Origin of the sequence: Dyella psychrodurans, assembly GCF_003363265.1 — a bacterium.
In the GTDB taxonomy this organism is placed as follows: domain Bacteria; phylum Pseudomonadota; class Gammaproteobacteria; order Xanthomonadales; family Rhodanobacteraceae; genus Dyella_B; species Dyella_B psychrodurans.
Map to the genome: position 1 here is coordinate 495,397 of NZ_QRBF01000001.1, position 14,993 is coordinate 510,389.

10 protein-coding genes are annotated in these 14,993 nt (G+C 61.1%); 6 read left to right on the forward strand and 4 right to left on the reverse strand.

The window, feature by feature from the left end:
• Positions 1-59 precede the first annotated feature (59 nt).
• Entirely contained in the window at positions 60-1,484 is a 1,425-nt protein-coding gene (locus DWU99_RS02435; RefSeq protein WP_115476396.1) for an aminotransferase-like domain-containing protein, read from the forward strand.
• Positions 1,485-1,675: 191 nt separating this feature from the next.
• Here the strand turns inward: DWU99_RS02435 and DWU99_RS02440 are convergent, their stop codons facing one another.
• Entirely contained in the window at positions 1,676-3,655 is a 1,980-nt protein-coding gene (locus tag DWU99_RS02440; RefSeq protein ID WP_115476397.1) for an MGH1-like glycoside hydrolase domain-containing protein, read from the reverse strand.
• A 132-nt stretch (positions 3,656-3,787) separates the two neighbouring features.
• Entirely contained in the window at positions 3,788-6,352 is a 2,565-nt protein-coding gene (locus DWU99_RS02445; protein WP_115476398.1) for a TonB-dependent receptor, read from the reverse strand.
• 533 nt (positions 6,353-6,885) lie between these two features.
• On the opposite strand from DWU99_RS02445, the gene DWU99_RS02450 reads away from it, so the two are divergent.
• The gene (locus DWU99_RS02450; protein ID WP_115476399.1) at positions 6,886-7,620 is read left to right on the forward strand and encodes a FadR/GntR family transcriptional regulator; all 735 of its coding nucleotides are present in this window, start codon (positions 6,886-6,888) and stop codon (positions 7,618-7,620) included.
• A gap of 20 nt (positions 7,621-7,640) precedes the next feature.
• Here DWU99_RS02450 and DWU99_RS02455 read toward each other — a convergent pair whose 3' ends face one another.
• Entirely contained in the window at positions 7,641-8,975 is a 1,335-nt protein-coding gene (locus tag DWU99_RS02455; RefSeq protein ID WP_115476400.1) for an aminotransferase class III-fold pyridoxal phosphate-dependent enzyme, read from the reverse strand.
• Positions 8,968-9,987, reverse strand: coding sequence for a phosphotransferase (locus tag DWU99_RS02460; RefSeq protein ID WP_158543216.1), 1,020 nt, complete (start codon positions 9,985-9,987; stop codon positions 8,968-8,970). Before DWU99_RS02460 ends, DWU99_RS02455 begins: the two co-directional genes overlap by 8 nt.
• Positions 9,988-10,064: 77 nt before the next feature.
• Between DWU99_RS02460 and DWU99_RS02465 the strand changes: the two genes are divergently transcribed.
• The 4 genes from DWU99_RS02465 to dgoD are packed head-to-tail and all read left to right on the forward strand — an operon-like array spanning position 10,065 to position 14,962.
• The gene (locus DWU99_RS02465) at positions 10,065-12,194 is read left to right on the forward strand and encodes a beta-galactosidase (RefSeq protein WP_115476402.1); all 2,130 of its coding nucleotides are present in this window, start codon (positions 10,065-10,067) and stop codon (positions 12,192-12,194) included.
• Positions 12,195-12,237: 43 nt separating this feature from the next.
• Positions 12,238-13,179, forward strand: coding sequence for a 2-dehydro-3-deoxygalactonokinase (locus tag DWU99_RS02470; RefSeq protein ID WP_115476403.1), 942 nt, complete (start codon positions 12,238-12,240; stop codon positions 13,177-13,179).
• Complete coding sequence (locus DWU99_RS02475; protein WP_115476404.1) at positions 13,173-13,817, forward strand: 2-dehydro-3-deoxy-6-phosphogalactonate aldolase; 645 nt, start codon at positions 13,173-13,175, stop codon at positions 13,815-13,817. Before DWU99_RS02470 ends, DWU99_RS02475 begins: the two co-directional genes overlap by 7 nt.
• Entirely contained in the window at positions 13,814-14,962 is a 1,149-nt protein-coding gene (dgoD, locus tag DWU99_RS02480; protein WP_115476405.1) for a galactonate dehydratase, read from the forward strand. Before DWU99_RS02475 ends, dgoD begins: the two co-directional genes overlap by 4 nt.
• Positions 14,963-14,993: the final 31 nt, after the last annotated feature.

Consider the following 14,993-nt stretch of genomic DNA (forward strand, 5'->3'; position numbering starts at 1 on the left):
TGCGACAGATACAGATTCAGATAGAATAAAAATAGACAAGTACAGATGGAGTACCCTCCATGCTTCTCTATGAACGCGTTGCCGCGGCACTGCGCGCGCAAATCGCTCACGGCACGCTACGCGCCGGCGAGCGCCTCCCATCGATCCGGCGCTTGGCGGAGGGACACGGCGTCAGTGTGGCCACCGCGGTTCAGACATACCTGCAACTGGAGCGCGAAGGCTTGGTAGTAGCACGGCCGCGCTCGGGTTATTTCGTGCGCGCATCGACACCGCAGTTGCCGGCCTCCCCGCCTGCAAGACGCCGTGTACCGGGCGAAGTCAACAACCCCGCACTGCTCGATGCCACGGAAATACGTGCGCGCGGCGACTTGCTTCCGCTGCATAGCGCGACGCCTGCCCTCGAGTTGCTGCCGCAAGGAGCGTTAATGGCATCGGTGTCGCGTTGCCTTCGTCGCGCGCCAGCCGTGGTGCTCGAATACGCGCCGGCACAAGGCCACTTGGCACTGCGACGCCTCATCGCCCAACGTTATGCCCAAGTAGGCGCGCCGGTATCACCGGAAGAAATCGTGATCACTGCCGGCGCGATGGAGGCGATCAACCTGGCCTTGCGTACCATCACCTCACCGGGCGACGTAGTGCTGGTGGAAACGCCGACCTACCACGGGATCCTTCAAGCAGTCGCCGCATTGCATCTGAAAGTGCTGGAAGTTCCGAATCTGCCGGGCCAAGGTATCGACGTGGCTCGCCTCGACCATCTGCTGCAGCAGAACTCCGTGCGCGCGGCAGTTTTGGTACCCAATTTCAACAATCCACTGGGTAGCCTGACGAGCGACGCCGACAAGCGAGCCTTGGTAGACAGCTGTGCCCGGCACGGTGTCGTCATCATCGAGGATGACATCTATGGTGAGCTGGCTTGGTCCGGGCAGCGCCCATCTCTGCTTCGCCGGTGGGACACTCGCGGCATGGTGATCAGCTGTGGCTCGTTTTCCAAAATGCTGGCGCCCGGTATGCGCCTCGGTTGGCTGGCGTGCAACCAATGGACCGACGCCTTGGTGCGCGCCAAATTCTTCTCCACGGTGGGAGGTACCAGCCTTACCCAGCTGGCCATGTCGGACTATCTGCAACGCCACGATCTGGAGCGACATCTTCGCCGCCTTCGCCGAACATTGGCGGATAACGGGCAGCGCATGTTCGAAGCCATCGCGCGTTACTGGCCCTCCGATACGCGCGCAAGCGAGCCACAAGGGGGCTTGTCGCTGTGGGTGCAACTGCCCGCGCGCGGCGATAGCCGTGTGTTGTCCAAGGCGGCGCTGTCGAAGGGTATCCGCACGTCGCCTGGCGTGCTGTTTTCCAGCCGAGGCGAATATGCCGATTACGTGAGGCTAAGTTGTGGCCTGGTGTGGAATGAGCGGCTGGACCGCGCCATGAAGGAACTGGGAAAATTGGCGGCCAAGCTCGACGGATCGAAGGTCATAACTCCGTAGAATATCGTCGGTCGCATGGCATATCAGCGATGGCTTCCGTGGCCAGCGCAATAGTCGACAGGCGCATTGATTCCATTTTTCGTCTTGAGTGCGGATCTTGCGCGATCGCTGACGAGCGAAGCGTTCGAATGAGTGCTATCGCCAATGAGGTGCATTAATCTTCGGGCGTCTGATCTTCTGGGCAGTGTCAACTACCGCAACAGCAACAAGTAACTCGCTGCAGCCCAGCTGAAGTTAGCCGACTGGTAACCTTGGCCAGTGAGTGGATCGTAATTTTCGTACATGGGAGCTTGCGCGGTTAACCCTATAGCGTTCAGCACGAGTCGTCGCGCCATGTCATCCGCCTGCTTCGCATAGCCGTAACGGCGAAGTGCCTCCACTCCGAAATAAGCCTGATCCAGCCACACCGGTCCACGCCAGTATCCCGTGATGGGCGAGAAGTGCGGATCGTCCTGTGCCAAAGTAGGAAAAGGCATGTAGGTTGCAAACTTGTGCGGATCGAGCATCACACTGACGACGCGAGCGGCCTCTTCCGGACTGGCGATGCTTGCCCACAGCGGTGCCCAGCCCTCCGAACCGTAGACGCGCACACGATCGTCGCGACCCAGCCGGGCATCGAAAAAGTAACCGTACTGACGGTCATACATACGCGTCTGGATAGCTTCGCGCATGGCTGCCGCTTCTTTCAGCCACTGACGAGCGTCGGTGCTCTTGCCGATCGCCTTGGCGATCGTGGCGAGATCGATTTTCTCCTTGTAGAGATAGGCATTGAGATCGACCGATTCCTGATTCATCGACCACGCACCTTCGCCATTCTTCAGCATGATCACGGTGTCGAAGCGAACAGCATTGTCCATGCCGCTTTCCCACTTCGCCGCGATGGCGGTGCCGTCGGTGGAGCCATATTCGGCCAGACCGTTGTGGTCGTGGTCGCGCGCGCCGAACCACCAGCGGTGATAACGCACCAGCCTGTCGTACATCTCGGCAAGAAAGGCTTTGTCGCCAGTAGCCCGATAGATGGCCAATGTGGCCCAGGTCGCCAAAGGTGGCTTGGTATCGCGCCAGTTGTCGTTCGCCTTGTCCAGGTAGATGCAGTCAGGGACCATGCCATCCGCAGTCTGGTAGTCGAACATCGCTCGCATCTGATCGCGCGCCAAGTCCGGCGCGAATAGCGCGAGCGCTGCAGCATGCTTCCATGAATCCCAGGCCCAGAAACCGTTGAAATCCGGATTGGAGTAGGACGGAATGACACCATCGTGATGTAGATCACCACGCGCCGCGCGCCAATTGCCGAGCAACGTGATGATCGCCTTGACCGCCACGCGCTGCGCCACGTCATCTGGCAATCCCGCCAGATGGCTCTTGGCGATCGACGCAAGGTAACCCGCCCACCGCTCGCGATTGCGCATCCATGCCGTCGCATCATCCAGCGCCTGAGACGTACCGGTATGCGGGTCGTACACCAGCACCTGATCGACGTAAAGCACTGCGGTTTGATGGGGTTCCAAGTGCAACGGTCGATTCAAATCGATCCGGTACGCCGCTCCCGCCACCGTGACGCGCCGAGCGATGACGCCGTCTCCATGCAGGGCCGTACTCAGGATCGACGGCGAATGCGCAAAGGTCTGCGCCACGGCCTCGCCACGGGCGGCAAGGCCGTTCGCCTCATCGGGCATCACCTGCCCTGCTATGGTTACGTTGATATCAAGCGCACGCGTCGCCTTGAGCTCAATGCGCGCCACCGCTTGCGATGAATTGGCGAAGAAAAGAATCTGGTCCACGCTGACACTGGGGGACGAAAAACGGCGAACCAGATAACCCGGAGCGGCGTGGCTTTCAGTGGGCATCATCATGATGTCCTGATGGGTTCCCGCTTCCCGCAGCAGCACGCGTGCGAATCGCTGCCCTACCCAGCGACCATCGCCGAGGCTATGCACGAAGGGCCCGGCGAAGCCCGTGTCGTCGTCACCCGCAGGAGGCAGGCTGTAGCCGTGCCATGCGCCGGCATCAAAAAAGATGTTAAAGCTTCGATCCGTGGGTGAGGCGGGCATCCCGTGCATGTCGAGCACGTCGAGGAAACGCGCATCCGGCACACCGGTTTGCGCTATCGAGCCTGTGCCGAAAGCCAGGAGTCCTACCGCAATGATCAGGCGTGTGAGGCGTGAATGCATGTGGTTATGGTCGGCGATGCCGATGCATGTTGCCAGCGCGACGACACCGTCGGCTCCCTTCCCCCGCGAGGGAAGGGAGCCATCCGAGGGAGGGAGCCGCGGATGGGCATGTTGCACCGCCGGTTGATCGCATCAGAACTTGTACTTGGCCTGGAAGTTGACCTCGCGCCCTTCGATGGAGCGCGCCAGAATCACGCCGCCGCCGCTGGCAAAACCAAACAGGCGCGCATTGCCTTCGGTGACGCCGATCTGGTTGGTCATGTTCGTGCCGCGCAAGGTCAACATCCAGTTCTGGCCGATGTTGGCGATGGCGCCGATGGCCAGATCGTAATAGCTGCCTAGCGGCTGCTGTTCAAGCTGGTCGCTGAAGCGGTTCCCCACATGCTCGTAGGTCAGCCAGAATTTCATGCTGCCCCAACTGGTGGGAATCTCGTACGCCGGCGTCACGCGGTACTGGACTTTCGGCTGGCGATCCAGGTCCATGCCGTTGATGCTGCTGCACTCGTTGTTGCCGTTCTGCGCCACGTAGGGGACGCAGCTGTCGTAACCGGAGTAATGGCCGTCCATGTAATCGCCGCTCAAGGACACTGTGAAATGCTTGAATGGCGTCAGGATCACCTGAGTGTTGAGGCCCTTTGTCGTGGAGCCGTACACCAGATTGATCTGTCCGGTATCGAGCGTAATCGAATAGGGCACGCCGTGGAAAAGCCGGCGATACGCACTGATATCGGCATAGATCCACGGCGACTGGTATTTGAAGCCCAGTTCCATGTTGTGGATCTTCTCCACCGGGGTGCTCGGCAACGGCTGAATGTTGTCGAACGTGGGCAGGAACACGCCATCGTTCACACGCGCGTACACGCTCATATTGTTGTTGATCGCGTAGTTGGCGCCGACGGTCCAGGAGGTCGCGCTCTTGGAATACGACGGATGCTGGAAACTGTTGATCAGGTACTCCGCATCGTTGTTGTACACCGTATACGGATTGGCATCCAGATCGCCGGACGTCGTGTTCTGGAACCAGCCGTTGATATCAACGTACTGCACGCGTGCGCCACCATCGAAACGCCAGTTGCCGATATTCCAGGTGTCCGCGGCAAAGGCTGCCGTGGTGGTGGCATGCCAACGTTCGTTGAACGCCATCCAGGATTGCGGCTGGTTGTTCCAGAACAGCCCTTGGCCGTCGGTGAGCTGATAGGTGTTGGTGCCATCGCTCAGGTTGACGACGATCGGATTCGGATTAGTCTTGGACTGCATCAACATGTTCAGGCCATCGTTCTCCGAATGGCTTTCCGAATACACCGCCGTGTAGTTCCCCAAGGTCAGCGTATTGCCATCGAACAGGTCCTTGCTGATGTGGAACTCGTTGCTCACGGACTGAATGTGCTTATGAATGTACTCAGGGTTCTGAACGGTGACGTTCTCATTCATATTGGCGGGCTTGCCGTTGGTGTATGTAGCCGTCGCCGCGAGGTTGGACGGAAGCCCAAAGGCTGCTTCCGAACTGGAGATGAAGCTCCCCAACGTCATCGGGTTTTCACCCGTGCTGAAAAATGCGGTGGTATCCATGTTTCCGCCCACCAGGATGAACTTGTCTGACAGCGACCAGCCGTTCTGGAAGTCCAGGTCAAGGTTGCCGCCCACCATGTGCACGTCGCCGCCCTGACCATTGGCCATGTCGATGTTCACGCCCGCCGGTGAGCAGCCCGGCGTAAAACACGGCGTGGTTTGCAGGAACTGGTAACGATCCGCGTTGCTGCCGAAGGTGCCCGTCAGCGGGTTGAAGCCCGGATACGGTGAAAACTTGCCCGGCGCCGGGTTGTAGATCGGCGTGTCGGTGACGAACTGGTTCTTGTCCTGCAGTTCTCGCGCATAGAACATGATCGAACCGTATTCCAGGTCGTGGCTCAGCGTCGCGGTGAGCTGGCCGCCCTTGTCGGCGGCGAATTGCGGGTCGCGCACGCCATCGGATTTGCGCCAGAAACCGCCGATGCTCCCGTACCAGCCACTGTCCTTGCCAAAGAGCGGAAAGCCGTAGAACCCATCCAGGCGCACCATGCCTTCCGATCCGTACGTCACGCCCACGTCGCCGCCGGGCGTGGAAGTCCCCTCTTTGAGGATGAAGTTCGCGATGAGGCCGGGCTGCCCGTTCCCGAAGAGCACCGATGGTCCACCCTGCACGGTCTCCACGCGATCGATGCTGTCGTCGAGGCGGAACATCGCGTCGGTGAAGTACTCCCACTGCGGGAACAAAGGCGAACCATTGAGCTGCAGCGTCACGAACGGCGCGCCGCTGTCCGAAGGAAAGCCCGCGACTTCGATATTTGCACCGGTCTGACCACCGGAAGATTCCGGATAGATACCCGGCGACATCTTCAAGAGATCGGCCGTGCTGATCGGATTGAGTTCCTTGATCTGCTCGCTGGTGGCGCTGGTGGTCGAGTAGCTGGCGTCTATCTTGCGAATGCCGCCGAAGTTGGTATTGCCGGTGACCACCACCTGGTTGAGCGTGGTGGCCTCTTGTTTCGATTCGCCGCCCTGTCCCCGGGCGGTCTTGGCTTTGTTCTGGCCCTGGTCGGCGGACGACGCGGCCGCAGGCTGTGATGTCGTGTTCTGGGCCTGTGCGGCGCCGGCCATCAACATGGCGCCGATCGCCACCGTGAGTGCGCGCCGACCGATCTGCTTGCAACTGCTCATGAAACCTCCTCCCCAAAGACGTATGACGGGTTTTCCCCGGACTCCCCGCAGTGACGGCAACGCACTGGCGTTTCCTTCTGCAGCCGCCGCCTTGCTCCTTGTTTCCGCGTCCAGGTCACCGGCTATGCCGCCGGTGGGGCGTCATCCTAACTGAAAATTTTAATTTGTACTACAATATTAAAATACTTCTGAAGTAGGAAAAGACAAACGTCGATCAGCCTGCTTGATGGGAGGTCGGGAGGAGTGGGAGCAGCAGCGCTGCAAGGCCTCTGAATGACGGTAAAAACCGCCTCTAGCGCGCTGATTTTTCTGGCGCCTAAGCGCTAAGGGATGGCCGGCTGCGGCAGGATGCGGATAGCATCGCCGTGCGTTCCGGCGCATGCGCAAACCTCACACAATACGCTTGTATGATAAGTTCCGTTGGACGCTGCACCGCAACATGCGGCGTCAAACGAGATTGCGGGCCCAGGGCACGACACGCAAGCGTTGCGAGGCCAGTCCATGAACACCTTTGCAGTGGAGAAACGTTGAAGATGAAAGCTACGGATGCCCGCAATCTGCATGGCCACGTGGTGCGCGAACTGGGCCGGCGCATCGTCACCGGCGAACTGCGCCCCGGTGATGTGCTACCGCGCGAAGAGACGCTCGCCGAGAGCATGGAAGTCAGCCGCACGGCGTTGCGCGAAGCATTGAAGGTGCTCTCCGCCAAGGGCCTGATCGAAGCGCGCCCTAAAATCGGCACGCGCGTGCGCAAGTTGGAATTCTGGAACCAGCTCGATGCGGACGTGTTGTCCTGGCGATGCGCCTCCATGCCGACGGATGACTTCGTCTCGAAACTGGTGGAGATGCGCGAAATCATCGAGCCGGCCGCAGCCGCGGCGGCGGCGCGCCGACGCACCGCCGCGCAGTTGATCAAGATCGACAACGCTTATCAGCAGATGGACGCGTCGCGCAATTCCGACGAATGGGCCGTCGCCGACCTCAGCTTTCACGATGCGGTGCTTCAAGCGACCGGCAACGAGTTGATGATCTCGCTGTTCTCGGTGGTCGAAAGCGCGCTGGGCATGTTCTTCGTGCTCTCGGCACAGACGGCCGGCGACTTCAGATATTCCCTGCCCCATCATCACAAGGTGCTGGAGGCGATCCGCCGCCAGCAGCCGGAGGTAGCGCGCAAGGCCATGCAGGCCATGATTGCCGATTCGCTGGAGAATCTGCATAAGCGGCGCAAAAGCAGTGCGAGGAAAACCGGCGAAACACGGCGCAAGTAAATTGCGCCATGCACTGACATTTACGTGGCGGTCAACACCTGATCGAGCGTATCCAGGAAATGCTCCGCATTAGCCTGGCTGAAGACGATAGGCGGCTTGATCTTCAGCACGTTGTCATCGGGTCCCTCGGTGGACAACAGCACGTGGTGCGCTTTCATCGCTTCGACTACGGCCTTGGCCCTGGTCCGGTCCGGGGTTCTGGTATCAAGGTCTTGCACGAACTCCGCACCGATAAAAAGCCCCTGCCCGCGCACATCGCCGATACGGGCATGACGTCGTTGCAGATCGCGCAAGCCGTCTAGCAAGAACGCGCCCACGCGGCGCGCATTTTCCTGCAACTGCTCCTCCTCGATCACATCGAGCACCGCCAACGCGATGGCACAGGACACCGGATTGCCGCCGAAGGTATTGAAGTACTCCATGCCCGTGACGAAACTGGCGGCGATCTCCGGTGTTGTCACCACCGCACCGATGGGATGGCCATTGCCGATGGGCTTGCCCATTGTGACGATGTCCGGCACTACACCCTGCCCTTCGAACGCCCAGAAATACTGGCCGGCACGACCAAAACCCACTTGCACTTCATCGGCCAGGCATACACCGCCGGCAGCGTGAACCGCTGCGTAAGCCTCCGGTAGATAGCCCTCCGGCAACACGTGCTGACCGCCACATCCCAGCAGCGATTCGCAATAGAAGGCGGCGGTTGCGACATCGCGTGCGCGCAGATCAGCCATCGCCGACCGCAACAGCCGGCCATACTGTCGGCCGGCTTCCAGGCTGCGGCGAAACATGCCGCGATACGTATCGGGCATCGCCACCACGCCCACGTGTGCCGCCTGGCCTTCCCCACCCTTGCTGTTGAACTTGTAGGGACTCAGTTCGATCATCGACGGCGAATGACCGTGGTAGGCATGATCCACCACGATCACGCCGCGCGCTTTGGTGTGCGCACGCGCCAGGCGCAGAGCCAGATCATTGGCCTCCGTACCGGAGTTGGTGAGGAAGACCACCGACAAGGGCTTGGGCAATGTGGCGGTCAGGCGCAAGGCGTATTCGACGATGTTGTCGTGCAGATAACGCGTGTTGGTGTTGAGCCTCGCCATCTGCGCCTGCCCGGCTTCGACGACACGAGGATGGCAGTGGCCGACGTGGCAGACGTTATTGACCATGTCCATGTAAGCCTGACCATCCTGGTCATAGAGCCACACACCTTCGCCGCGCACGATCTTCAATGGTTCCTTGTAGGAGACGCTCAGCGTCGGATTCAACCATTGCTTGCGCAGCTGGAGGATCTCGGCATTGCTCCGTTGCGGCACGCTGTCCAGCACGGGGCGAAGGGCACGGGTATCAATCATGGCTTGATTCCAGAAAAGGACGGACGATGGCATCGCGATCGACGCCCGCGAGATGTCGCAGCAAGCGGCGAACGCCTTGCTGCGACACCATGATGAAGGGATTATCCGGCGCTTCCCGATGTGCCCGCGTCGCCATCAGCACACTGTGGCACAGCCGCGCGAGGATGAAGGTCTGCAGCGCTTCGAGTTCCGTGCGCCGCAACGGACATTGCGCCACATAGCCGCGGACGATGGTGCGCGCGCACGCCACCGGATCGGCCTCGTGCTGCATGGCATACACGCAGGCAATGGCGAGGTCGGCCAGACGGAAACTGGTGCACATATCGCCGAAATCAATCACCGCGTTGACGCACGGGTCGCCGTCGTCGAGGGCCACGATCACGTTCAGATCGTTGGCATCGTTGTGCAGCACGGTGACCGGCAAATTTTCATGCCATGACGGCAAGCGTTCGCAAAATACATCGACGTGCGCTTGCACCATGGCTTGCAGCGCAGCGTCATCGATGTGCGCCATCTCATCGTGCAGGGCCGGCAGACGCATCAGGTTCCAGTCGTGCAGGCGATCAGCCGCGGGATGCTGAAAATCCTGCAGCCCGCGAGTAAGGCGACCGACCGCACCGCCCAGACTCTCGTGCAAGACGGCACGCTGTGCAGGTGCCAGGGAGCCGATCACATCGGCATACGTGCGGCCTGGCACGAAGCTCAGGATACGCACCTGACGGATCTGTCCCCCGATAGGAAAGGTCAGCAGATGCTGGCCGTTCAAGGCGCACAGCACTTGCGGCCAGCGCAGGGCGGGTTCGCGCTCGGCCAGGGTCATCATCGCCTGGTTTTCCAGGTCCAGGTCCATGCGCGACCACGACGGATTGGCCACTTTCAACACGTAATCGCCGGCATCGCTACGGATACGAAAATTCTGGTCGGCGTAGGACGGCAGCATGCTGATGTCGCCACGGATACGCCAATACCAATCGGCGAGCTGCGAGGCCTCTACTGGGGTCAGAACATCCATAAGGTCGGCACAAAAAATATTGCAGGGGAAGCTAATTGTAGTATAAGTTGACATTTGATTCAGCTGGAGGCTACCCCATGTTTCGGCCCTTGCTGGCGGCACTGATGACCGCTGCCGTCGCGACCACTGCCGCCGCCTATCCGGCCGACATGGGTGGACCGCACCCGGCTCCGTTGCGTGGTGCTGCCTTGCTGCATCAACCCGAATCCATGAGCTTCGGGGTGTTCTACTACCCCACGCAGTGGCCACAAAGCCAATGGCGACGCGATTTCGAAGGCATGCACAAGCTCGGCTTCGACTTCACGCACATGGCCGAATTCGACTGGACGTATCTGGAGCCGGAAGAAGGCCACTTCGATTTCGCCTGGCTCGATCAGGCGATCGACCTGGCCAGCAAGGCCGGCTTGCGCGTCATTCTGGGGACGCCCACGGCGGCCCCTCCCAGTTGGATGGACGAACGCTACCCGGAGGTCTACCGGGTGGACGAACACGGCCAGCGTCACGAACACGGCATCCGCGCGGAAGTCTCGCTGGCCAACCCGAAATACGAGGCATTCGTGACGCGCCTGGTGACCGCGATGGCTCGGCACTACGGCCACGATCCGCGCGTATGGGGCTGGCAGGTGGATAACGAACCCAGCACATTTCCCGATTACAGCGACAGCGCTCGCGCCGCTTTCCAGTCCTGGCTGCAAAAGAAATACGGCACGATCGACGCGATGAACACGGCGTGGGCGGGCTCGTTCTGGAGCACACGCTACGGCAGCTTCAAGCAAGTACATCTTCCCAACGCCACGCTTGCCGCCGAAGACAAGCTCAGTCCGCATGCACTGCTCGATTTCGCGCGCTTTCAGGCCGACACCACGGCGCGCTTTCTCGATGCACAGGCGGCGATCCTCAAGAAGTACGCGCGTTCCGGGCAATGGGTGACCACCAACTACACCAATGTCAGCACCGCCACCGATCCGCGGCGTAGCCATGGACTGGACTTCCCCAGCTTCACGCTTTACCCGGTCGCCGGCACGAATATCCTGGGCGGTGACAGCTATGCCATTGGCAAGCCTGCCAACCTGATGGAAGCGGCATCGTACTTCCGCTCCATCAACGGCACGTTCGGCGTGATGGAACTGCAGCCTGGCCAGGTGAACTGGGGCGAGATCAATCCGCAGCCGATGCCGGGTGCCGTCAGCATGTGGATGTGGCACGCGTTCGCTTCCGGCGCGTCTTTCATCAGCACATATCGCTATCGCCATCCGTTGCGCGGCAGTGAGATGTATCACGAAGGTATCGTCAGTACCGACGGCGTGACACTGTCGCGCACGGGGCGCGAGTTTGTCGATACCTTGCACGAGATCAAAACGCTCGAACCGAAGCTCGACAACAAGGCGACCCTGCCGTCGAAACTCGCTGCGCGCTACACCGCCTATCTGTGGAGCCAGGACGTTTTCTGGGATCTCGACATCCAGCCGCAAACCACCTTGTGGAACAGCTGGGCTTATCGCAATACCTACACACTTGCAGTGAAAAGCACCGGCGCGCCGATGGACTTCATCGCCGAAGACGATGACTTCAACCGTTACCCGTTCCTGATCGCACCCGCCTACCAGTTGGTGAGTCAGGCGTTGGCGGATAAATGGCGACGTTATGTCGAACAGGGCGGCCATCTGATCCTGACCAGCCGCACGGGCCAAAAGAATGCACTGGGCCAGTTCCATGAAGGTCCGTGGGCCGCACCGATCCTCGACCTCATCGGTGACGACGTCGAAGGCTTCGACATGCTGCCGCCTAGCGCCAACGGCGCAGTGAATGCCAACGGCAAGACGCATGCATGGCACCGCTGGGCCGACATTCTCACCCCGCGTCCCAGCACCACGGTGCTCGCCACCTATGCCGATCATTACTATGCGGGCAAGGCTGCCGCGACCACTCGCAAACTCGGAAAAGGCACCGTCACGATGATCGGCGTCTCCACCGATGACGGTGAACTCGAACGTGAGATCGTGCGCAGCGTCTACCAGCGCGCGGGCGTGGCGATCGACGATCTTCCCACCGGCGTATTTCTAGATTGGCGCGGCGGCTTCTATGTGATGGTCAACTACAACCCGCAGCCGTTTTCACCCTCTCTTCCCATCACGGCAACGATCGTGCATGGTCATACGCCATTGGTTCCAGCGCAGGCGCTCGTCTGGAAGGAAGCTTCGCCGTGATACCCCGCGCTCACGCACGTTCACATAGGGAGCATCCGCGCGCATGAATGGCGTGATCGCACTCGACTGGGGCACGACCAGCCTGCGCGCCTACTGGCTGGAAGCGGGCAACATCCGCGAATCGCGGGCGCATCCCTGGGGCATTCGCCAGCTGCCGGAAGGCGGTTTCAATGTCGCGTTGGCCGATATCACCGCAGGATGGCCCAGACTTCCCCGACTGGCCTGCGGCATGGTCGGCAGCCGCCAGGGCTGGCGGGAAGTGCCGTATCTGGAACTACCGGCCACGACCGCCCAGTTTGGCCGCAACCTTGGCAGCGTGCGCGCGGACGATGGTCTGGACGTACACATCGTGTGTGGCTTGCGCAATCCACGCGGCCCGGATGTCATGCGCGGCGAAGAAACCCAACTGATGGGTGCGCTGTCACGGCAGCCTTCGCTGGCAGCACAATCGACCTGGATGCTCCCCGGCACGCACAGCAAATGGGTGAGCGTGCGCGATGGCGCCGTGACCGACTTCTGCACGCTGATGACCGGTGAACTCTTTGCGTTGCTGCAACAGCACTCGATCCTCGCAGCGAACAACGCCGGCGCGGTTGCCGATCCGGATGCCTTCGCCCGTGGCGTTATCGCCGCACGCGAGAGTGGTGCGGCCGGCGCACTCAGCCGGTTGTTCTCCGCACGCGCACTGCTGCTGGACGGTGCGCTGCCGGCCTCCTCCGTGCCGGACTATCTCTCGGGCCTTCTGATCGGCGAGGAACTGCGCTCGGCGTTGGCCACCGGTCGCTTTGATCACGACAACCCCCTTCAGCTGATCGGCGACGCGGCGCTGTGCGCGCGTTATCGCTCCGCGGCATCGCATTTCGCGCTTGAGGTGTCCGAGTCGGTGATTGACGCAGCAGCCTACGGCCTGTGGCAAATTGCCTGCTACGCACAGCTGGTCGATGCAGGTTCTTCCGACGTGTTCAAGGGCGTACCTTCATGCTGAAACCATGGCTTGAGCCACTGCCGTTGGTGGCGATCCTGCGCGGCATCCAACCCGACGAGGCAGTAGCCGTCGGCGCGGCGCTCGCGTCATCCGGTTTCCGCGTACTGGAAGTGCCGCTCAATTCGCCGCAACCGCTGGAAAGCATTCGCCGCCTGGCGCAGTCTCTCGGCGATACATGCCTGGTTGGTGCCGGCACCGTGATGACACCTGCGCAAGTGAGTGATGTCGCTGCTGCCGGTGGTCGGCTGATCGTCATGCCTCATGCCGATGTCAGCGTGATTCACGCTGCCAAGGACGCAGGCCTCGTGTGCGTGCCGGGTGTGGCAACGCCGACCGAAGCCTTTGCCGCACTGGCCGCCGGCGCCGATGGATTGAAGCTGTTTCCCGCCGAACAGGTGCAGCCCGAAGGCCTCAAGGCCTGGCGCGCCGTACTGCCGAACGGCCTGCCCGTGCTACCGGTCGGCGGCATCACGCTCGAAAGCATGGCGCGCTGGATCAGCGCCGGTGCGCAGGGATTTGGCATCGGCTCGGCGCTGTATGCGCCCGGGCTCGATGCTGTAGAAGTTGCTCGTCGCGCTCAAGCCTTTGCACGGGCATGGGCCGACATCTCCGAAAACGCCAAGGAAAACCGTGCATGAAGATCACCCAACTCACCAGCTTCCTGGTGCCACCGCGCTGGTTGTTCCTGCGCATCGACACGGATGCCGGCATCAGCGGCTGGGGCGAGCCGGTGGTGGAAGGTCGCGCGCAAACCGTGGCGGCGGCCGTGGATGAGCTTGCCGATTATCTGATCGGCAAGGATCCGCGCCATATCGAAGACCTCTGGAACGTAATGTATCGCGGCGGCTTCTATCGCGGCGGCCCCATCTTGATGAGTGCCATCGCCGGCATCGACCAGGCGCTGTGGGATATCAAGGGCAAGCATCATGGCGTGCCGGTGCATGAACTGCTCGGCGGCCCCGTGCGCGAACGCATTCGCGTGTATTCATGGATCGGCGGCGATCGTCCTGCCGATACCGCGCAAGCTGCCAGGGCGGCCGTCGAACGTGGCTTCACCGCCGTCAAGATGAATGGCACCGAAGAGATGCATTTCGTCGACAGTCACGCCAAGGTCGATCGTGTGCTGGAAAACGTGCAGGCTGTGCGCGATGCAGTCGGGCCGCATATCGGTCTGGGCGTCGATTTCCATGGCCGCGTGCACAAGCCGATGGCCAAAGTGCTGATGCGCGAACTGATGCCTTACAAGTTGATGTTCATCGAAGAACCCATCCTCTCCGAGCATCTGGAAGCGATTCCCGAACTGGCCGCGATCGGCGCCGCGCCGATCGCTCTGGGCGAACGGTTGTATACCCGCTACGACTTCAAGCGCGTTCTTGAGACCGGTGGCGTCGACATCATACAGCCAGACCCATCGCACGCCGGCGGCATCACCGAAACCCGCAAGATCGCCGCGATGGCGGAGGCCTATGACGTGGCGTTGGCCCTGCACTGCCCGCTTGGCCCGATCGCACTGGCCGCGAACCTGCAGCTCGATGCGGTGTGCCATAACGCCTTCATCCAGGAACAGGGATTGGGCATCCACTACAACGCCAGCAACGATCTGCTCGACTATGTCACCGATCGAAAAGTGTTCGCCTACGAAAACGGTTATGTGGCCATTCCAGGCGGTGCAGGCCTGGGTATCGAGATCAACGAAGCCTACGTGGCCGAACGCGCCCAGGTCGGCCATCGCTGGCGCAATCCGCTATGGCGCCACGACGACGGCAGTGTCGCGGAATGGTAGGCATGACCGATCTTTCATCGCCTGATTGCGG